The 21,986-nt window shown below is 56.4% G+C and carries 16 protein-coding genes; 12 read left to right on the forward strand and 4 right to left on the reverse strand.

Translation table 11 applies throughout. The features are described from left to right. Nucleotides 1–378: 378 nt before the first annotated feature. Complete coding sequence (locus tag HALDL1_01230; GenBank protein ID AHG05622.1) at nt 379–645, reverse strand: repressor; 267 nt, start codon at nt 643–645, stop codon at nt 379–381. Between the two features lie 221 nt (nt 646–866). Here HALDL1_01230 and HALDL1_01235 point away from each other — a divergent pair, with 221 nt between their 5' ends. The 10 genes from HALDL1_01235 (at nt 867) to HALDL1_01280 (ending at nt 15,291) form a co-directional block, all read left to right on the forward strand. Further along, a complete protein-coding gene (locus tag HALDL1_01235) occupies nt 867–1,286 on the forward strand; it encodes a hypothetical protein (protein AHG05623.1) in 420 nt (139 codons plus the stop codon). Between the two features lie 21 nt (nt 1,287–1,307). Further along, the gene (locus HALDL1_01240) at nt 1,308–3,053 is read left to right on the forward strand and encodes a hypothetical protein (GenBank protein ID AHG05624.1); all 1,746 of its coding nucleotides are present in this window, start codon (nt 1,308–1,310) and stop codon (nt 3,051–3,053) included. Then, complete coding sequence (locus HALDL1_01245; protein AHG05625.1) at nt 3,050–3,889, forward strand: hypothetical protein; 840 nt, start codon at nt 3,050–3,052, stop codon at nt 3,887–3,889. Before HALDL1_01240 ends, HALDL1_01245 begins: the two co-directional genes overlap by 4 nt. A 2-nt stretch (nt 3,890–3,891) precedes the next feature. Next, nucleotides 3,892–5,004, forward strand: coding sequence for a hypothetical protein (locus HALDL1_01250; protein ID AHG05626.1), 1,113 nt, complete (start codon nt 3,892–3,894; stop codon nt 5,002–5,004). Then, nucleotides 5,004–6,125: a hypothetical protein gene (locus HALDL1_01255; protein AHG05627.1), complete on the forward strand. Its 1,122-nt coding sequence runs from the start codon at nt 5,004–5,006 to the stop codon at nt 6,123–6,125. The genes HALDL1_01250 and HALDL1_01255 overlap by 1 nt, the downstream gene beginning before the upstream one ends. Then, a complete protein-coding gene (locus tag HALDL1_01260) occupies nt 6,118–8,325 on the forward strand; it encodes a transferase (protein AHG05628.1) in 2,208 nt (735 codons plus the stop codon). Before HALDL1_01255 ends, HALDL1_01260 begins: the two co-directional genes overlap by 8 nt. Beyond that, the gene (locus HALDL1_01265) at nt 8,318–12,136 is read left to right on the forward strand and encodes a conjugal transfer protein (GenBank protein ID AHG05629.1); all 3,819 of its coding nucleotides are present in this window, start codon (nt 8,318–8,320) and stop codon (nt 12,134–12,136) included. The genes HALDL1_01260 and HALDL1_01265 overlap by 8 nt, the downstream gene beginning before the upstream one ends. Further along, nucleotides 12,133–13,017, forward strand: a complete 885-nt coding sequence (locus HALDL1_01270) for a DNA primase (protein ID AHG05630.1) — start codon at nt 12,133–12,135, stop codon at nt 13,015–13,017. Before HALDL1_01265 ends, HALDL1_01270 begins: the two co-directional genes overlap by 4 nt. After that, complete coding sequence (locus tag HALDL1_01275) at nt 13,014–14,525, forward strand: hypothetical protein (protein ID AHG05631.1); 1,512 nt, start codon at nt 13,014–13,016, stop codon at nt 14,523–14,525. Before HALDL1_01270 ends, HALDL1_01275 begins: the two co-directional genes overlap by 4 nt. 595 nt (nt 14,526–15,120) lie before the next feature. Next, a complete protein-coding gene (locus tag HALDL1_01280; GenBank protein ID AHG05719.1) occupies nt 15,121–15,291 on the forward strand; it encodes a hypothetical protein in 171 nt (56 codons plus the stop codon). Nucleotides 15,292–17,072: 1,781 nt separating this feature from the next. On the opposite strand, the gene HALDL1_01285 is transcribed toward HALDL1_01280, so the two are convergent. Continuing rightward, nucleotides 17,073–17,261 carry a hypothetical protein gene (locus HALDL1_01285; GenBank protein ID AHG05720.1) on the reverse strand — a complete coding sequence of 63 codons (189 nt, stop codon included), beginning with the start codon at nt 17,259–17,261 and terminating at the stop codon, nt 17,073–17,075. A gap of 769 nt (nt 17,262–18,030) precedes the next feature. Here HALDL1_01285 and HALDL1_01290 point away from each other — a divergent pair. Beyond that, on the forward strand, nt 18,031–18,957 hold the full coding sequence (locus HALDL1_01290; GenBank protein ID AHG05721.1) for a hypothetical protein: 927 nt from the start codon (nt 18,031–18,033) through the stop codon (nt 18,955–18,957). Continuing rightward, a complete protein-coding gene (locus HALDL1_01295) occupies nt 18,954–19,631 on the forward strand; it encodes a hypothetical protein (protein AHG05722.1) in 678 nt (225 codons plus the stop codon). The genes HALDL1_01290 and HALDL1_01295 overlap by 4 nt, the downstream gene beginning before the upstream one ends. A gap of 195 nt (nt 19,632–19,826) precedes the next feature. Here the strand turns inward: HALDL1_01295 and HALDL1_01300 are convergent, their stop codons facing one another. Both HALDL1_01300 and HALDL1_01305 read right to left on the reverse strand, forming a co-directional pair. Then, nucleotides 19,827–20,639: a hypothetical protein gene (locus HALDL1_01300; protein ID AHG05632.1), complete on the reverse strand. Its 813-nt coding sequence runs from the start codon at nt 20,637–20,639 to the stop codon at nt 19,827–19,829. Then, on the reverse strand, nt 20,636–21,559 hold the full coding sequence (locus HALDL1_01305) for a regulatory protein IclR (protein AHG05633.1): 924 nt from the start codon (nt 21,557–21,559) through the stop codon (nt 20,636–20,638). The genes HALDL1_01300 and HALDL1_01305 overlap by 4 nt, the downstream gene beginning before the upstream one ends. Nucleotides 21,560–21,986 lie beyond the last annotated feature (427 nt).

Consider the following 21,986-nt stretch of genomic DNA (forward strand, 5'->3'; position numbering starts at 1 on the left):
GTGTTGCAAGGTCACTGAAGTATTGGTGGACAACTTGGATTCCCAAACTGGCCGACCCTTAGATGCGTACTCGTATACCCTCCAAGCAGCGGAGTCAGGAGATGAACTCCCGATCTCGTTTCGCCATCAAGATTTGGTTCCGGAAAAGTAGTTCAGGTAACGCCTAACAGTAGACCCCTTTATCAAGCAACAGGAACCGGCAGCTTGTCGAAGTCGGCTGGAGCTGAATTTTCAAAGAACGTCTGTGAGGAGAGACGTATTCGGACGACCGGCGACAACTTGGGCAGTTATCAGAATTGAACTGATGAACTTGCAACTATCTATTAACCAACAACGGAAGAGGCACTGTCAGTTCGTTGGTTAACATCCGAACACTGCTCATTCATTCGTCTCGTTGAGTTCTTCGTATTCTGCTTCACCGTTGAGGATTTGCTCGCCGAACTCAGTGAGGCGGTATGCGGGCTCCTCTTCGTGGCGCTCAGCGAGTTCATGATCAACAAATACTGGACAGCGTTGAGAGATCCATTGGCGACTAAAGTCCGTATTGATCTCGAGATTTTTTGCCGTGTGCCAGCCATCGTACTCGCCTAGTTCTTCGAGAATGTATGGGTCGGCAGGTACTGCCCAATTAACTTCCCGATACATGTGGATACCTGCACTGTCGTCCGAAAAGATGTATATATCCCCCGATGCGTTTCTCACCTATCCTATCAGATGCTAGAAGATACAAAGCGTTTCTTAAGAATACGTTCGTATGTTCAGATTCATATACCCGGTCTGTTTCTGATAGAACTGAACGCTGATTCCACGCATCCGCTACGAGCTCGTGATCTATCGGACGATGGAACAGCTAACCATAGACACGTATGCAAGGATCAGATACCGACTCCTCACAAGAAAAGCCGAAAACCACTGCACGGAATACTGTTGGAATGAAGCTCCCTCTCACCATCGCAGCCCTCTCCCTCATCGCAGTTGAACCAGCGCTCGCTCAACAAACGTCACAGAGCGCGGTATGCAGCGCTGACAATCTCCCTGGAATGATTGAGGGCTTCTTTCAGCTAACCACTGGGCTGGGCATTGTCGGTCTCGCGGTCGTCTGGCAAGCTGACTCCCTCATCGAGATGTTCACGCTCAATCCAGACCAGAAGAAGGGACTCAAGCGCCACAAGCGCTCGGCAATGAAGTCCGCTGTGGTTCTCGTTATCCTCGGCCCGCTGTACACCGTCGCCGGATCGATGATGGGCCTCCCACTGGCGCAGTGTGTTGACCTCGTCCCCTGGTAAGCAGTTTACTCCCCTCTCATCGTGAGACCCCTACAACAACGCGAACTAACCGTACTCATCGCAGCCCTCTGCGTGACTAGCCTAGTCACGGGTATCGTCTCGGCGAATCCGCCGCGACCAGGTACGGAAGATAACGGACTCACTGAGAACGAGTCAGCGACACTCTGGTCTCGCGATGCGGACAATTACATCAGTCAAGAGGAGTACCGCCAGCGCTACGGTGACGAGCGGACGTCAATCCACCAGCTTGCGAACGGGACGGATATTACGTTCAAACGCCCGCCCGAGACAGCCGCGACGTGGACTCGAAACGATTTCACGGACCTCGAAGTCGGTGGGTCGGATACGTCCGTCCATCCACCCCACGCGTCCCTTGAGGACGGTGTATTCATCGAGGACGCTCACGCAACAGTGTTCGCAGTTCAGCCGTCAACTCGGGGCCACCTCGAATCCGGTGAAACGCCACTGTACATCGCCCCGAATGGCACGATGCGTGGGTTCGTCGATTACCGCGTTCGTATCCCAAACGGGAGCTCTTCGGGGAACAGGACTATCCAGTGGTCGCTCACGGATCACGAGATCGAGGAAATTCGGTTGCAAAAGGACGGGGAGACCATCGCGAGGACCGATGGGTCGCACACGCCGGCTATCGACTACCAGATCGACGACGATTGGAGCGCAACCCTCTCCCTCGAAGCAGAGATTCACGTCCGGCTGAAGAAGACGATCAGGACCGACGTTGTCAACGGGACCAATGTTGATGTCGTCTACCGTGAGGAGACGCGAAACGTCTCGGACTCAATTGACGTTGAGGTCTACGACCTCTCCGCGTACCCCTATTACGCCGAATATCCGAACGAGGATTCCGGCGTTGCCATCTTCCAGTCCCGTCCCTGGCAGGGGTACACGCTTACTGAGGACGGTGACGCGAGAGTTCGTGGTGTCTGGCGATTCTACACTGCCCGAGACACCAATTGGGACGCGCTTGTGCGGTCCAACCGTACCGCTAGTACCGAAGTAGAGTCCGACGCGATCCCCGTGTTCGTCCACGCGTATCCCTCCCGGATTGGACCGCGGGCAGAACCTGTTCGGGACGGCCCGGAGATTGTCGACACGTGGGGGACTGACCGACCCTCTCCGGTGGGAACCATCGGCAAGAACGTCAACATCGAGGTCATAAATCAGTCCTACACGACGACGTATGGTGTCGCCGTTCGAGCTGAGGCTATCGATCGGGAAGCCCTCCACGTTGCAGGTATCGTTCGAGGAGTCAACGCGTCGATCGTCGAGCCTGCCGCGGGTTCTGAACGACAGCTCCGTCGTAGTAACCTTACGGCGGAGGTTCTTCGACAGAATCAGTCACAGGCCACGCTCCGAATTGAGCTCCGTGATAACGAAACTGGCGCACCTATCATCCTCGACGACAGCAGTCGCTGGTATCCGATTGGGGGAACCGCCCGCAATGGATACATCACCATCGCCGACCAGCAAGTCGAGACCAATGCGTCCGGGGTAGCCATTGTAACCGTCGACGATCCTGGGATCTACACAGCTCGATATCACCCAGGCTCGTGGCTTGGGCATAACCCAGCCTACGTGAGTGATACGGCGACTGCCCGTTGGCATCCACTCGGAACCATCGACGGCTGGTTCGCGTTCCTATTCGAGATTTTCTGGCAGTTCATCCCCTTCTTCGTGATGTTCTACGCTGGACATCGTCTCCTCCGAATGCTCGGTCCAGAAGACCTCTTCCAACGAGATCCATGATACGAAACAACCCAACCATCAGCAGACGAAACGTCCTCCGAACAGCCGCAGGTGCAGCGCTTGTAAGCGTTGCAGGCTGTCTGAACACCGATGGAGACTCTGGCACGCCCGGTGACGGAACTGGCTCTCCAGACGGGCAAGGCCAACTGCAACGAGTCGCTGTCGAAGGGACCACACTTGTTGTCGAACTCTCCGCTGAAGCTGATGTCGATCAGGTCAACCTCATCCAGCCGAACGGAGAGCTTTTCGGAACCCGTGACGTGGCCGCAGGGGCCCAACGGGTCTCGTTCGAGATTGGAACCGCATACGAGCCTGGTGAGTATCGGGTAGTCGCACTGAAAGGCGAGGAGACGGTCACAGAGAGTACGACGGATATCGTACCGGAGATTCAGATTCAGGACGTTGGACTCTACCGAAATAATCCTGACAAGCCGTGGGACGAGGTCTACGGTGAGAGCAAAACTGATTCGAAGAAGAACGGAGAGGCATTTGTTACCGTTCAGAACTCCGGAAGTGGACCGGATACGGTCGTCGAGATGCGATTTTCTGGAGACGTCCCTAACCCTGTCGAAGACCCCCGTGGAAGTGGAATCTACGAGAAAGAGAGCGTCGTAGTTTCGGCAGGTGAGACAGCCGACCTCTTCAGCGACTCGTTCCCGTTTGGTTCAGAAATCGGGGGCGAGGGAATGGGCTGTTCGACTGACGGCAATAGTGGACAGTTCACCATCATACTAGAGACTCGAGTTGCAGGTCAGCAAGTCACGAAGACGTACAACGTAGAATACACCGGCGCTGACGAGATGCAAAACTGCGAAATCACGATCAGTGAGGCTTGACCATGGTTGACCTCATCGACGTTGTGTTGGAGGGGTTCAAAGACGTCGTTGACTGGGTTGTCGGCCTTTTCATGGATGGTCTAACAACAGGATACAATACTCTCACCGAGGAGATGTTCGGGACTCCTACCCCTCAGACAAACGGACCATTCGTTTTCGGGGAGCCGACGAATGCGCCCTGGTCAGCGATTCAAGATGCACTCGTCGGTGGCGAGATAATGCTCATCGCGTTGCTTCTACTCGTAATGAGCGTACAAGGACGTCACACCATTCAAATATTCAACATCGGCAGCGCATACGAGGCGAGGAAGACCAAGAAAACCGCGTGGGTTGGTGCGTTTCTGATAATCGTCTGGTATTGGGTCGGTGTCCTTTCGCTCTACATTGTCGATGGTTTCTCAATTGCTCTGATGCCCGGTATGGCTTCGCTTCGAAATGCTATGTTGGGGTTCCTCAGTGTAACACTGACCAACCCGGGGTTATCGCTGTTATTTGCGCTAATCGGAGGTATCTCGATGTGGGCATTGGAGGCTCTGTTTTACATCCGTGAGATTCTCCTCTACGTATATCTCTACGGAATGCCGATTGCGATTGCTATCGGATATGGAAATATCCCCGTTGTGTCTGATATTGCGATGGGATTCTGTAGGCGGTTTGTCCCCCTTGCCGTCCTTCCGCTGCCAGCCGCGATAGTGTTCAAAGGATATGATCTGATATACAGCGGCGGAACCCTCACACCACAGACTGCATTCCTCAAGTTCCTGGTCGCTGCCTCACTCCCTCTGGTTGCGCTATACATCACTTGGAAGACGTTCAAGTACGCGACTCCGCTGACAGCCAGGGTTGTCGGAGGTGCAACGAAAAGTGCTGCTCTCATCGGCGGTGTCGCGGCTGGCGCCTACGTTGGCGGCGCGGGTGTGGCGACGACAGCAGCACGGTGGGGACCGAAAGCAGCAGCTGGCCAAGCCATCGCACAGAAAGCTGCTGCTCGAGGCGGACACGGAACTGAGGATGGAGCCCCATCGTACCGTCGAACCGAGAATGACCCCGGTGGGGCCACTGCAGACGCATCGAGTGACAAACGCGGAATGGAGTACGATCGAGGTATTCACTAATGTCTACAGATCCAGACGCGGCAGCACGGCGTATCATGAACCAGTTTGGCGAGGAGAGTCGCATCCCTTACCTCAACATCGAAGAAGGGGACGTCGGCGTGCTCATCGCCTTCCCGATCATCGGGCTCTTCATCGCGAGTCTCACCGGAGTCGAATCGCTTGCCCTCCCGTTCGTGGCTGGCGGGCTCGGGTTCGGTGTTGCGGTCATCTACGTCTCTCCCGACCACCTGAACGCGTGGACATGGACGAAGGACGTCTATCGATACGCCAAGCGTCCGCGAGTCACATTCAGTGCCCCAGAAGCAGCCAACAGTACCACGAACGAGACAGAGCGAAACAAGGGCGGGCTCGCAAACTACACGCCATTCAAACCGGACGAGCGAACGCAGGATCTGACGAACATCAAGCGGGCGTGGCCCGGTGCTGGCGCGATCCAACGGACGGACGGCACGATGGAGGCTTTCATCGAGATCGACCCGGGGAACATGGACTTCGGGATGTCCAACGACTGGGCCCAGCTTCAGAACGCGGGTGAAGACTTCGCCAACAAGGAACTCGACTCGAAGCTCAAATTCCACGCAACGACCCGTTCATTCCCGGTCGAGCAAATCACAGAGACTATCGAAGAACGGCTTACCGACGAAGACGTCACGGAGAATCCGATTTTCCGGGAACTCCTCGAGGAATATCGAGAAACACGCCCCAGAGAGATGCGTGACCGAGGCATCCAACAGATGCGGTACTACCTTGGCGTCGAGGTTACTCCGCTCGAAGTCTACGACAGATACCGAGACGAAGGCACACCTGCGGAGAAACTGACCAAGTTCCCCGTCATCGGGTTCCTGTTCAATCCCTTCGTGACGCGACGTGAGGACCTCACCGATGTCGAACGTCGCGCTCAGATGTTCGAGAAGCTCGACAGCCGCGTCAACGACGTTCGCGCTGAGTTCATCCAGCAGGCGTCTGGCTGGTCTGCTCGCCGGCTCAGTACGGTCGAACTGTTCGTTCTGAATATGGACTTCTGGAATGGACGAGAGCACGACTACGACGAAGCAGACCGCGTCATTCGCGAGCAACCGATCATCGGCCACTCACGCCGGGAGGATGAGACCAATGCGTAACGTCGCTCTCCAAGCGAGCGGCGGGCCTCTCGCCCAGCTTACAGAGTGGCTACTGAATCCAACGTCACCCGAAGGCGTAGCGGTTTACTTCCTGTTGGTTGTGGCCCTCGGAATCGTCGGTAAACTCCTCTGGACCCGTCACACTGCCGACGACGAACCAGAAGTCGATTTCTCAGACGTCCTCGACGAGGAGACACTCGAAGAGGGTCACGCAGAAGGCCAGCTCCTCGACGACATTTCCGAGTCTCACAAGACGGTGACTGCGCCAGCAGCCATCGAGTGGGAGACACGAGCCGCACGCGTTGGCGAGCAGTGGACGACGACGCTCTACATCGCTGACTACGCCGACTACCCGAACGATGGCTATCTGAGCGACCTTTTCGAGCTGACCGACGTCGAATTCGACCTCACAGCGCACATCACGCCGAAGAATCAGCAGCGAGCGCGGAACGAACTGCAAGACATCGCTGACGACCTTCAGGTCGACGCCGATCTAGAACAGAGTGTCCGCAGTGCGTACCTCCAGGAGCGAGCAAACGAGGCCGCTGCGACGTACAAGGCTGTCGAGAGCGGCGCAAACGTCTTCGACCAGGGGATGTTCGTCACGGTTCGTGCCGACAACAAGGACGACCTCAGGGACTCGGTTCAGAAGGTCAAGAGCGCCCTTCGCGACGACCCGGCAAACCTCACGCCAAAGACCGCTATCTGTCGGCAGGACCTCGCGCTGCAGTCGGCCGCTCCCATCGGAGACAACGTGTTCGGCCGCGAATCTATCTCTCTCGGAGGAGCCGTTGGCGCACTGCTCTCGTCACCCCATAACGCGACTATCCTCGAAGAGGGCGGGGTCGAGTTCGGTATCCACAAGGACAACCAGAGCCCGGTCGTCATCGACCCGTTCGCCCGTGACAACGGATATGCGATGTTCACCGTCGGCGATACTGGGTCTGGGAAATCGTTCGGCTCGAAACAGAACTTCATCCGCTCGATCGAGCAGAGCAAGGACCGCATCGGCATCATCCTCGAACCACTCAACAACTGGGCAGGCGTCTCTGAAGCACTCGGTGCGAAACGTATCACCGTCGGTGGGACCCTCGGTCTGAATCCCTTGGAGATTCGCCAGACACCCGAGCACGTCCAGCGGGCAATGGGTGAGGACGCGAGCCCGTTCAACGAGAAGCTCGACGACGCGATGAGCTTCCTGACGAACTTCTTCGCACTGCGGGGTATCTCGCTTGGCGACCGGAGGACGACACTCGAGCTCGGCCTCAAGCGCGCCTACAAGCGCAACGACATCACCGACGATATCTCGACGCACAGTAACCCCAGCCCGACCATCCGGGATATGATGGACGTCTTCGAGGACATGGTCGACGACCCCGAGGAGTTCGTCGTTCGTTCCGACGAAGAATCCGGGAAGATTCGCGAGGACGCGACGTGGCTTCTGGACCAGCTTCGCCCCTTCGAGGAGGAGGGTCGCCACGCCAATCTTGGGAAGTCCTCAGAATTCGATATTCGCAACGAGAAGGTCATCTACCTCGATCTTGCACAACAGGAGGGCAGTGTCGACAGCAGTACAGCGCTGACGATGCAGTTGCTCATCTCACTCGTGTACGAGCGGGCGAAAGAGACGGACAAGGAGGTCGTGTTCGTCATCGACGAAGCGCGCTATATCATGCAGGACGCTGCGAGTCTGGCGTTCCTCGAAACGGTGTTTCGCCATCACCGCCACCATGACCTCTCGATCCGGCTCGTCACCCAGACCGTCGACGAGTTCTTCGAGCACGCCGAGTCCGAAGCCATCCTCGACCAGTGTGCCGTCAAGCAGTTCCATCGGCTGGACGGGATGGACGACCAATGGGCCAACGAGTTCGGTCTGAACTACGCCCAGATGCGTTACGTGCAGGACGCGGTTCCCGGCAACGAGGACGCTGGGTTCTCCGAGGCGCTCGTCGGCGTCGACGGTGAGTGGCGCGGCATCAAGGTTGAGGCGATGCCCAAGGAGAAGCAAGTCATCGACTTCGACCCCACCGAGCGGCGGCGTTCCTCGCTCCCCGGCGCTGGCGAGCAGGCTGTCGATACCGACATACAGGAGTTCCGTGAGGAGCTGGAACAGCAAGCGTCGAACGAAGAGTCGAAAGAGACGGAAGCCGTCTCTGCAAAACCTGACGGCGGTTCGATGGAGGGGGCAGACAATGCGTGAGTATCTCCGAGTCACGCCAACATCAGAAGGCCTCGATCCCGAGGGAATCCCTCGAGTCCTTGAAAGCCTGCACAAACTGACGACGGCGGAGTCAACTGGACTCGCGCAGAAGCTGAACCCACTCCACAGTAAGACACCGCTCCGGTTCGAGTTTCTTGCACTATCTGAGGGAGCGGACGATCCTGTCGAATTCTTCTACGGCGCCGACGAGCATCTCGACACACTCGAAAAACGCCTTCGTTCGATCTATCCCGAGACGTTCGACATCGAACGCGTCGACGTCGACGTCGCTTCACGGCTCATTCAGCCAGTCGAATTCACACCAGCAGAGTTCATTGAATACTACGAAGCAGGGCAGCTACAGTACGAATTTAGTACCGACGAGCAGCACGAGCTTGGCAGCGAGGAGCGTGACCAAGACCAGACACCAACGACCGAAGCATCCTCCCTTGCAGATGGTGGCGCCACAGTCGACTCGTCCCATGGCCACTTCGTCGAGATTGGGGAGACGGCGCTTGAGCTTGGATCTCCAAATGCAGTTCCGGACGAGGAGCCACTGACGACACTCGAAAAGCCAACCGAGATGGCCGAGGGAACGATACTCGCTCGGCCCACCGTCGACGCCGTCTCGCCAGTCGGCGTCCGCTGGTCTGGTTCAGCCACCAGAAAGAAAGACTGGATGACGTCGTTGACGCCCTTCGCATTCGGGGACGAAGACGACGGATTGGCTGCTATCGACCAGCCCGGTGCGACTCTCGCGTCACTCGTCGACCACCTGATGGAGGCGGCGTCACCAGTAGCGTTTCAGGTTGTGTTCCAGCGACGGACAAGCTGGCAGTCCGACGCCGAGATCAGAAAAGAAGATCTTGTCGACGGACGGGACACCTTCTTCCAGGAGATCGTTGGCTCCTTCCTCGAGGTCGAAGATCAGCGGGCCAATCACGACGAGAAACAGCTCAGCGAGTCAGTCGCCAAGCGTATCGAGTATATCGACGCGAAGAATCCCAAGCGGTCATTCACTGCCAACATCAGAGCAGTCGGCGTTCCGACCTGTGACGAAGCCCGCGACGACCTCGCGGCCCAGATGAACTCGCTTCGTCCCGTGTTCGACCCGATCGACGGCCCCTATTACGAAGTCGAGGGAGAACGACTCCGTGCTGGCGGCTTTCGAGAAAAGACGAAGGAGAAGAATGCTCAGACAGCCCTCCAGCAGTTACTTGACCGAGAGATTACGGCGGGCCGAGGCAAGACCCGACCGGATTTCGTCCTCAGCGGGGCGGAACTCGCGAACTTTGTGCTCGTCCCATCCTCCGAGCAACTCACAGTAGAGGGAACACGCGGCACCCGCGCTGAACAGCAAAGCCGGAACCCACTTCCGTGGCCCAATCCAGACCTGGTTCAACAGTTCCAAGAGGGAATGGCGATCGGGTATGCACTCGATGAGAACGGATCTCCCCAACCGGACCCGATTCGGATTCCACCGAATCTCCTAACGACGCACTACGGCCGGTTCGCCTCGACCGGCGGCGGGAAATCGAAGGCGATCATCAACGACGCGCTATCCCTCCGGGAAACGACCGGCGGACCCGTCGTGATCGTCGATCCGAAAGGCGACGGCATGTGCGCGAATTACCTTCGCTGCCACTACGAGCGCTTCAACGGGGTGGACGACGTCTACCAGTTCCGCGTCCCAGAGACAGTTCCTGCGTTCTCCTTCTTCGACATCCGGCCTGCGCTCAAGGCCGGACGGAACCGTGAAGACGCGATTCAGGACAAGGTCGACCACTTCCACGACATCATGCGGATGGTCATGGGCCGCGAACAGTACGGACAGGCATTCGTCGCGAACGAGATCCTCAGCTACCTAATCAAGGCGCTCTTCGACGAGGAATACGGTAGTGACGCCTTCGGCCTCGATGAGCTCTTTGCGGCTGCACTCCAGATGCAACGCGAGCGGACAGTCCCTCCGGTCGCTGCTGAGAACCAAAATGTCGAGGAGTCGCTGACGCGCCACTTCGAGAAGGATGACCGTCGATTCCAGGTGTCGATGGACGCCGTCGGAAACCGTCTCGACAAACTCAGAGAAGACGCGCACCTGCGGCGTATCTTTAGCCACGTTCCGGAACAGGGCGATGACGGCGAATACACCGACAACCGATTCGACTTCCGCGAGTTCCTCGACGAAGATGCCACGATCCTGTTCGACCTGGGTGATCTCCGTCCGGAGGCACAGCGAGCAATCACACTTCTCCTGTTGAGTAACCTCTGGGACGCGGTGCAGGTGCGTCGACGTGATGGGAAGACAGACTACGAGAACCTCACCAACCTCATCATCGAGGAGGCAGCTCCCGTCGCCTCAACGAAACTCGTTTCCGAGCAGCTGCTTCCCCAAGGTCGGTCCTTTGGCCTGAGCATGGGACTGGTGATGCAGTTTCCCGAGCAAGTCAGGAATCGAAGCGAGCGCGCCTACAACGAGGTCCTCAACAACATCAAGACGAAGCTCATCGGGAACATCTCCATCGAGCGCGACCTCGCCGAGTCACTGGCCCACGAAGACTTGAGTCCGACTGACCTTCGGAATCGGATCAACACGCTCCCCAGCGGGGAATGGATCGCACAACTCCCGAGCCCGTCATTCGGGGAGACGGGTCCAGCCCCGTTCTCGGTGAAGCCCCTCCCGATAGCGTCGGGGCATCCAGAAAGCGACGAGCCGCTCTCTGTCGAACAGGAGGACCACTTCGAGACCGTGGCCCTCCCCCGACTGTCCGAGCGTACACAGACCCAGTACGGGCTTGCTGAGACCACTAGCGAATCAGCGGCCGGAGAGAACGAGGGATGGGGAAGCAGACCGACGGATGAACAGTCGACATCCACAGAATCGGCTAGCTCTGTGGACACGACACAGTCGTCGTTCATCGGACAGGCAACCAGTGATTCAGCAGCCGACGAAGAAAACGAAGGAAACGAAGGGGAAGACAGGGACACCACCAACCCGCTCTTTGGAGATCCTGAGTCAGAAGAGCTAGTCGGTGAAGAAGAGGAGACAGCTGTCAACGAGAACGGATTGTCACCAGTACAGGCTGGTGGAGTAACCGTCCCAGATGACGAGCTTCGACGGCGCGGGCTTACTCACGACGACATCCGCTTCCTGACCCGCATCCTCGACGTAATGAATCGTGACGCACCGAATCATGGACTCTTGGATTCAATGAGTGCGTTCAAGAACGACTTTGACGACCTGGACGTGCACCGGCTCGTCGAGCAAGACCTGCTGGAGGAAGGACGAGCGTGCGGTCGGAAGTACTACACCGTACTCCCGGCAGGGCGAGAACTCCTCGGTCAGAAGCTCAAGGTCGGCCCTGGTCAGGGAGATGTCGGCGAGAAGACGCCGCACAAGGTTGGTGTGAAGCTGCTCGAACTGTGGTTAGACTCCCGCGACGACGTCGCAAAGGTCGAATCCTACTATGAGTACGATCAGGAGACGGTGTTCGATGTTGTCGGTCTCGATGCTGACGGGGATCTCGTGTGGGTCGGTGAAGCTGAACTCGCGAGTAATAACAAACACGCGCCGGTCGACGACTACGACAAGCAGAGTGCGGTGGATGCGAACGCTGTCTGGGCGTTCAACAGACGCGAGACAGCCGTCGAAGTGCTGGACTGTCTCTCTGAGGCTGATCGAATTGAGAGCAGTGTGAATGGGCGTGCAGCCCGGTCGTTCTCGGACATTCGAGAGGCCGTTGAATCGTTCGATGCAGCTGGGCTGACGACGATTCGGAGCTTCAATAAACTCGACCAGGAGTTCAATTCATGAGTTGGCGACAAGCGACTCGCGAAGAGATCTACCGGTACTACACCGAGGAGTTTCCCTCATACCGTGACGAACTTCCGTCGTTCATCACAGCGAAGGGGCCGAAACAGTACGCACTCGCGTTTCGGGAACCCCACCCGGTACGGAAAGACGGAATCCCAGACAAGGACTTCATTCGGCGAGATACGTGGCAGACGAACACCGCTGGTGAGCAGACCACTGCAGCGTTTCAGGAGTTCGACGACATCCTCGAGTTCATCCGGCATCCAGCACGGAATGATCCACTCGGTCGGAGTAACTTTGCGCTCGCAGATCCCGACCTGCTTGACAAACCAGACCCGTGTCCTGATGCAGTCTATTACGCCCTTGATCACTGGGAACGGCCGTGGGTCCTCCTCGTCGACATCGACGCGAAAGATATCGCCAGGAACCGAGCAGCGGAAACGGTCTTGGAGGGCGTCGCCGACCGGGACGACGATGCGCTCCTCAACGCCGCAGGAATCCTCGACGCCGCTCCCGAGGGGTATCCGTATGCCTTTGAGGATATCGAACGGGCCATCGAGTACGGCTTCGAGGTGCGAGATATTTTCGAGGACGACTTCAACGCCGAAGAGACGATGGTGGTGTACAGCGGTCAGGGCGTTCACGTCTACCTCCTCGATACAGACCCCGATCATCGGTACGATGCCAAGAGTCGAGAAGTGCTGAACGACCTTCTGCAGGATACCTACGAGATCCCCATCGACCCAGTGGTTACCGCCGACCGTCGTCGAGTCGCCCGACTCCCGTACTCGTTGCACGCTGATGTCTGTAGCATCGTCACGCCAATTGAGAGTCCGACCTTCGACGTTCAGTCTGCGACACCGGAGGTGCTCAAGCGATGACCCGGTCGACGCCTGTCGAGGACGAGAGTACCGCCTATCGCGTTGCGACGCTCCCACTCGAATACGGCACGGCACGCATCAATCAGCTGTTCACGCGCGGCTACAACCGCTATATCGTCGACGATGAAGACCAACCGGAAGATTTGTTGAACGATCTCGAGCGATTCGGGACGGCGGCGTTCAAAGAAGACGTCAGGGCCAACGCCGCAGAGGAACCCTTCGTCGACGAACCTGGAACACTCGCCGTTCTCGCGACGTTGAGCGCAGTCTGCGTCAAGGCGCACCCGAAGTTCGAGCACGCCCCACCGCGAACGGTGCAGGTCCTCTACGATATTCGCGAGCTCTACGTCAACAATCTCGCCTCTCTCCTTCGAGAATTCGGTGACGGGAGTCTCCAACAGGATATCGCAGAGGTGCTGTACGCGAAAGACCCTGGAGAGGACGGACCACACCCCGGTCGCGTTTGTACGGGGATCAAAGAGATGCCCGAGTTCGGTGACGGATTGTATCTCGAAATCCCGATGGCCGCAGCATCGAGGAAGTGCCTCGTTCACGCCGATACTGAGACCGGAGAAGCCGGGGAACTGCTCACTCGCGTCAAGAACAACTGCCTCTATGTGCCCGTCGGTGATTTCGACACGAAGTATCGCGAGTACGCCAGACGTGCGTTCAAGAAGCTCCTGCGGGTCCAGGAGGAGAACCTCTCTGAAGACCAGCTGACGTGGCTAACGACGAATGAGTCGGCCATCACAGAGCGTATCGATCGCTTCATCGAGACGGGACACCACGAACGAATCTGGAGAGATTGGAACCCCGGTGAACGGACCATCCGTGTGCTCCGGGACGCGATTCGAGACGCTCCAGACGAGGTCGTCTCACTAGGGGAGTTCCACTCGGCGAAGGAGCTGTTTGAAGCAGTGGAGGCGTACGATCCAGAAGCGGGCTGGAAGCGAGACGTGTGTAATCGCATCTCAAGTCCTCGAAGTCTCGGGAATCTCCTTGCATCTCAACGCGATCACCGGAATCTCACTATCCGACAGCACGGAAATACGAACCACTACCGGATTCAGGAGTCTTCGCGTGGCGTCCAGCCCCTCGACGTCGAGGCAATCGAAGACCTATTCGAACTCCCCTGTATGGCGAATATGGCCGAACGCCTCCACGAGAAAAAGCCAGTCCGAAAGGACCTGTACAACTTCGCCCGGATGGTGATGTGGCTTCCCCAGTACCAGGATAGTGAACTCGAAACGATTGTCACAGACCTCAAGGACGTCTTCTCGCGATGGCCTTGGTACGACGAGCAGGTCACCGATTACCAGATTCGCTACGAGTTCTCGAATACGATTTGGGGCGACACCCCGCTTCCGATGAACTGCGACAACGACGATATACAGCGGTACTGCATCGGTCAGGAGCAGTGCCCCTACTCGATCTGGGGGAGCCTTCCATTCCCGGATGAGATGTATGACCAATTGGATAAAGACGGCTCTACGGGGGAAGAATTCTAATCCTTCTGGGGGAATCATCAGGAGTTAGGACTGACGAAGCCTGTATTGAAGTTCTCAGTGTATAAAATCAGGGGACGAAATTGATCATGCAGTCCTTCCCGCAAGGCGCTGGCTAGTCTCTCCGTGACACACGAGGTGCCAATATTTCGTCGGGGCGACTCTTTTTACACTGTGACGAGTTGGAGTGAGCAGGGTATGACAGGATCTGAATTCCTCGATGTCGGCAATCTATTTCTAGCAGAACCCATTCAGATTTCGAAAGGGCAAGTCAAAGTGAATGCGTCACGTTGGCCTGAAGCTAAAACCATTTCTGTAACGCATCACGAGGACGGCGCTCTCACTAATTCTTTCATCGCGGAGGTCACGACCATATCGAACGGGAAAATCCGAGCAGAGAAAGTTTCACCCCAGGGACAGCGTTTGGTTCTCCCTGGCGATGAACTCTCTGTAACAATCGACACCATCACATCAAGGGATACGCTTGTTGCAGACGTCTCTGCAGCAGCCAATATCAACTGCGTTTACCCCATATCTCATCGCAATCTAGGTGCTGCCTTACAGGTTCAGATTTTTCAGATTTCTAACTCAACTGCCTATGCAGATGTGGTATCAATACTTGACCCAGGTGTTAATGTCAACGACCGCGTTGATGTTCAACTTACACGTGGATCTTCGATTGCTGAGTTTATTGACGATAATCTTGCACCATTTGGGTGCAGGCTGGACAGGGAACCTACAGCGGGTGGCCCTGGAGTCGCTCGTGTGACTGGATATTCAACCCAAGGTACCGAATGTGATCTGGAGGAAACGGTGTGCCAGCTTCAAATCGGTGATCGATACGAAATGATGGTCAACCGAGGGATAAGTGAGGCCATTCCTTCATGGGATGAGGCTATCGGAGTAGAATCCGTAGCTTTGAATGAACCGTCAGCTGCTTCCACAACAGCGACGGTTGAGCTTACGGAAGTAGAAGATTCTGTTACTGGAAAAGTTACCGAGTACCAGAATGTGCCGGAGGTAGGCACTTACCATCGGCTTCCGGTAGAACGTAGCCAAAAGACTGTATTTCTCGATGGAATCCCAATCCAATTAGTGTCTAAATCGGAGGTCACGGGAGAAGCAACAATCGAAGTGACTGGCGGTGAGGTGCCGCGTGCTGGCCGAATCACCGAATACCACGGTCTTCCTGACGTAGGGACCTCCAAAATGGTAACAATGCGTCAGGGACAGGATTTCGTGATTATTGACGGCGTTCCAATTGAACTGGAATCACAATCTGAAATCAATGGGAAAGTATCTCTAGAAATCGTTGAAGGAGGCCTTCCGTTCATCGGACAGATTACTGAGTATCACGGACTACCAGATGTCGGAGAGATAATTGACTGTCGTGTCGATCGTGGGACATCGCAAGTTACTATCGATGGTGTCCCGGTCCAGTTCTCACCACCAAGCTTAGTTGGAGAATTAAAATCTCGACTTAGAGTCCTTGATGTAGGTCCCCCAGTACGGGCAGAGCTAATCGATTACCCCACCCTTCAGGAAGGAGAAACTGTTAGGGCAAAAGTAGATAGTAATAATTTCACCGTTGCTCATGCCGACAAAGGAAATTACAGAATAGACCTAGTTGAACAGGCAAAGAAAGCGGCCGATGTAAGAGTGAGGCTAGTTTCCGTGACCGCGAAACAAATCCTCGGCAAAGTGAATGGATACCTGAGTCTGGGTTCAACTGGTCAAAACATCGGTCGAAGTCACACTGGCAATTCACCGTTCACATCAGGAGATTCGAAGAACAAAGAGATCACCGGAAAGAAACTATAGGTCGCGAACATGGATTTCTTCTCTTGGAGATATACTTACGGACGGTATCTATATCGGACTGTGTCCGAATTCCCACATTAAATTAGAGTCAATCCAGATAGCTCAACTGGTGACATTAGAGACCTCCGTCGCGCAGTTTTTAGACCCTGAACTACTGATTTTGGTTAAAATCGGAGGAGAATACACGAATATCGACACTGTTTCGAACGCTCATTGTCAGCAACGGTTTATCAATATCAACTACCACGTTACCCTCAGACAGTGGATTTCGAGGTTTTCACTACCCCGTCGAACACAATTCTATCCAATTACCGATCTTTGAACTCGTCGAGGACATTAGTAACGACTGAGAACAGCCCGACGGAACTCTTACCAAATCTAAGCCTGTTTCAGTTCACTCTGCACCTCCAAAACCATCCAAAGGAAGGCTAGGGTACACAGGTGCAAACGCCGCTGGCTCTCTCCGGCAGAGGGGCCATCAAACGACGAGTGTCTTTAACCGATATATCAGGATTCACTCATTGGCTGACGATGCGATCCGCGGTGGAGTTTGTCGCCCCCGAGAGGGGCGAGGCAGCTATCATAGGCACCCACTCAACAACCATGTCTTCCGAACACGAGCAACACCGATCACGATTCAATGGCGAGTATACTGAGCACCCGAGCGAAGAACCGTGGGCAGCTCTCGAACTGACGCTCCCTCACGGCAGAAGTCCAACTGGGGTCGTCTCATTTGTCGAGTGCGCACTCGTCGAACTCACTCACGAAGAGGTCGGTGCCGAGTTCGTCTCGACGAGTGTGGCGGGCGTGAAGCGGACACAGTTCATCGTCGTCACTCCCATCCCCAACGAACGCGTTCTCGTCCACGAGCCAAGCGACGAAGCATTCGACTCGATTCTCCAACTGGCGGTCTTCCATCGAGGCTGGACCGCCGCTCGCGACGCCGGCGAAGGAGGACAGTGATGCAACAGACGCTTGCTGGCTGTGCCTTCTGCGACGCCCCGCCCGGCGCCGAGGTCGGCGAGGCGCACACCTGGGGAAAAGACGAACGAGTCACACACCCGATCTGCGTCGACTGCGCGATCCAGTCGAATCCCGATCCCGACGATCGTGACCACCACGCCTGCGATAGCTGTGGCCTCGTCGTCGATGCGCTTGCAGCCCTCACACGGCTCCGTATCGAACTCGGCCACCTGGAAGGCCCACTACAGCTGTGTGCGAGATGTAGCCCCGGGGGGCCCGCGACGTACTGGACGCGGGACCTAGGCGACCATCTCGTTAGTGAGCCTTGATACAGAGTCGTAGTCGGTCGGAAAGGGATGAAGAGGGCTCTGTTGAAATACTCAGTCGCGGATAATTTGTTGGGCCGTTCTGAATCAGGGCGCGAAGCGGTCAACGACGAAGGTCGTGATAGGGCTGTTCAAATCGGTAGAGACAAAAGATGCCTGTCGAACTTCACTTTCAGTCCGAGGCCACCATCTTTGACCATCCCTGTGGAATACGATAGTGAGAACAGCACTCACCGGCAGGTGTCAAACTGCCGAAGCAGTATCACAAAACCTATCGGCACCATAGCGGGAATATCCTAATCATGACTCCTCCCACACCAGGCACGAACAACCCCTATAGTGAGGAGGAACCCTATGCAGACGCGCTTCTACGCGGTATTGAGCTCGCAGTAGAGGACGTGTTCGACGATCCTGGTCGAAACATTACGCGAACGGAGCAAGAGAAGCTGTGCTACTTCGCGATTAAGGAGTTCGACCTCCCGGTCACCTATAGCTGGTACCTTGCTGGCGCCTACACGAAGGTTGCCGGCGAGCCCGACAACGCCCCGGGACGGATGACCACCAACACAGGTGGGGTTCGACGCGATCACGGTGAAACCGAGGAAGTGCAACAGTATCGGGACTACTTCGCATCCGAGGTTTTTTTCGACGATTACGACCTGCGGGAAGTTTGGTATACCGGGAAATTCGACTTTCTCCGCGACTTCTACCAGGAATGCGCTCCCGAGGAGTACACCGATCTCTATCTCACGTCTACGGACATCCGGGAGTACCTCGAAACCCTGGATGAGACGATTGAACAGGAAACAACGAACCATTCGCTGTCGGATTTCGGCGGAGGCTCACAGGGAGGGTTGCTGTCTGAATCAGACGAGCAAGAGTTCCGATTGCTCATCTCTGACCTCCATCTCGAGCTTGCGGAAATCGACGATCTGTCCGAGATAGTGGACTTAGTCACTCGTGGAACAGATGTTATTGAGCAGGTGTTTGCGCAGCTCACGACCCTCGAGTCAATATCAAGCGAGCAAGAAACTGTGTTACAGGATCTCGCTCCGTACTTCTACTATGATGTCTGGCGGTATCCGGCGTTGTACATCTCGACGCAAACTGCAGAGGGTCCGAATCGACACCACTTGGTTGAGGAGCACGCAGACCGGTTTACGAGTTTCCACGAAGACCTACTCTCGCGACGGAATCGACTGAGTGAGCGATGTGCTGATGCGGATTTGTACCCGCGAGCTGGCCATCACTCCCAGCGAGTTGACGGAGAACAGATGGCGCATCTGCACGAGATGGCACGAGAGGTTCTGGAGGGTTCTGAATGAGCGAAGCTGCCCGACTCAACCTGGATACATCGGTGATGGTGAATTACGTCTATTCACAACTTCCGAGCGACCTCGAGGAGGATCGCGGCTGTCAGCGACTCATTGATGGTGAGTCGTTCTATACCGTGATTGGTGGGAAGGCCAACGGCGAATTCGATGCGCTCTGTGACCGTCGGTACAACCTCTACGATGACGTGGTCGCCTACCTCCGAGATTCTGATAACGAGATTTTCGATTACGATCCACGTGACCGGGATATTCACGTCAGTCCGAACGACCGGAGTCATTTCCGGGAGGATATCCAGATGAGTTGGTACAATATGGATAAGCGGGAGCAGTTGGCTACCCTGCGTCGCTGCCTTCAGGATATTGAGCTGTATCAGGTTCAGTTACCAGATGAATTGATTGACCGGTGTTTCCCGCAGCAGAGCAACGACCAGTTGTTACGTCGGTTCCGGAGAGACCTCGACATTGGCCATGATTGCGAGATACTCGTCGATGCTGTCGAGATATCTCGCCAGCACTCTGTCTCTACTCTCGTTGCTGTGGATTCGGATCTTAGCAACAGAGAGCACATCGATATTGTGTATGAAATTATTGAGGATGTACTCGGTGTATCGGGGCTACTCCGTATTTCGGAGCCTGACGGTGTAAGCGCTGCTAGCAGCGATTGAGCTTCTGTAGACGGTGCAAGGGAAACAAAATTCGACCGGATTATTTAGTGATATTCGCATGAATAGAACGCACTCACGGTGCTGAACTCATGCCCTGTATGTGTCACGCCCTTCCTGCCAAGGTCTGAAGGTTTCAACAGAGCTGTGTAGACTTGCTCACAGCGTAGTCACAGCCTCACTTCCTCCCCCTTATGGTCAGATCGTCGTTGAGCGACGTTCTACACGCCCATCTGTTACCGCGACGGCGTCCTTCTGTTCCAGACGTCGCAGAATCTCCTGTACGTCCGCTACAGACCAGTCAAGTTCCTGGTGCAGGTCAGTCACCGATTTCGGTTCGTCAAGCGCGTGCAACACCTCCAGTTCCTCGTAGACCCGCTCGGTGATCTCCGCGACAGGGTCGTGCAACGGTGTCGTCACGTTGTGTTGCTCGGTGAGATCGGTCAACGCTTCGTTGACGTACGTCACGAACAATTCTTGATCCAATAGTTCGACCTGCGTGTCGAGTTCGGCTTCGACGACGTCGAACTCGAGGCCGGTCTGCATCAGCGAGAACATATCCTCGATGTCGCCCACCCGACCGGCAACCGCTTTGAACAGGAAGATATCTTCTGGACTCACGAGTTCGACCACGAGATTCCCAGGATCGAGATAGCGTTCGCTCCGCTTACGGATTCCTGGAGACAGAATCAGCTTGCCGATCACCTGCTGGTTGAAAACGTCGATGCGACACCCATCATCGTTCTCGAGGATTCGCTGGGCACCGAGCTCTTCGTACTCTTCGTCCGGTTCCCGGACGATATCGTACCCCAACTCGAGGAGCACTGCCTGGAGCTGACTCAGATCGTCGCCGGAGGAGACGATGAGGTCGATATCTTTGGTCGTTTCCTTGAGTCCGCGAAACGCCATCGACCCACCGCCAATCAAGAAGACGGTGAGTGGATTGTCCAGCTGCTGGCCGATGCGTTCGAGTTCTGAGCGAATGTATGCCCTGTCGAATCGCGCCCTCATAGCGTCACCTCGTACTCGTCAGCCAGTTCCTGGAAGTCCTCCCACTCGGGGAGTTGCGACGTCCGCTGGTCACCGCTGGTGTCGAGATACGTGTAGAGGTCGTCGACGACGTCGTCGACGCCGTACTTGGTGGCTTGGGCTCGGAGCTCGTCCCGGTCGATGTCGGCGTGACTGAGCAGGAGCAGGCAGTATGACTGCGTTCGTGCACCCGAATCGATCACGAGCATGTGGCAGCACAACATCTCTGGGGAGAGGTCGCCCGCCGTCTCCGAATAGAGGTAGTGTCTGCGGTCACGTGCCAACAGCGGGAGGCCGTATCGCTGAAACTGGTCTGGCCCTGTCGGAATGAAGTGTTCCTCAGTGGGTTCAGTCGGCGTCTGGACAAGGAACTCGTCGAGGGACTCCCACAGAATGGTGTACGTGTCGGTCTGTGCTTCAACAGTCTGGCGGTGGAGGTGATGGGCAAGCTCGCGGGCGAATACGCTCAGCGGCTCGAAGCCGCCATTCAGTGCGTACGCCCCGTCGTCAGTTTGGTAGACGATTCCGCGATGTTGAAGCGGGGCAAGCATACGGTGGACGGTACTTCGGTGGACGTCAGCGCAGCCTGCGAGTTCGGTCGCGGTCCGCGGGGTATCGAGGAAGTAGCAGACACGGAGGGCAGCCCCTGACAACAGCTCCGGCCAGTCGATGTGTGAATACTGCTGGGTGAGGTCCGTGAGTAACTCGAGTGCCTTTGCGTCCGACAGTCGAATCCGCTTTGTTTTCCCCTGTCGACGTGTCTCGACGAGGCCAGCCGTTTCGAGCCGCTCGACGAGTTCGGAAGTGTAGCTGAGACTCCGATCGAGATTCGTTGCAAGTTCAGAGACCGTCTGCTCACCGTGGAGGGCTGTAAGGGCGCGAACCTCGCCTTCTGTGAGCATGCTGTTGCATACGAGCGAACTGATATATAAATGACTTCGGTATTTTGCAACACTCGGCTGACTCAGTCGAGACGGGAACGTACAGAGTGAAAGCCCTCGGCCGCTCGGCATCCCGCGACCCACGCTGCGCTCCTCGTGCCTGTGGTGCTTGCGGGGTCGGGGGACGTTCACGGCGCTTCGCGCCGTGTGCTCGGGAGACGGAGTCTCCCGGTGACCGAGACGACCTCGCCCTTTCTGAGTCCACCAGGAGAGCGGCTGTGTCACTGAGCGTCGAGCCCGGTTGAACAGGTTCTTTGTTACGGCACGCCCCGCTCGCCGCTTCCGCCCTCCGCATCGCTCGCGACCGACCATTCCGGGCGTGCGGGCGCTCTCCGCACCGCGAGCGCCCGTTCCGGGCTAAAATGAATCTGGTCTCGACGCCAGCGGG

Origin of the sequence: Halobacterium sp. DL1 (assembly GCA_000230955.3) — an archaeon.
In the GTDB taxonomy this organism is placed as follows: Archaea; Halobacteriota; Halobacteria; order Halobacteriales; family Halobacteriaceae; genus Halobacterium.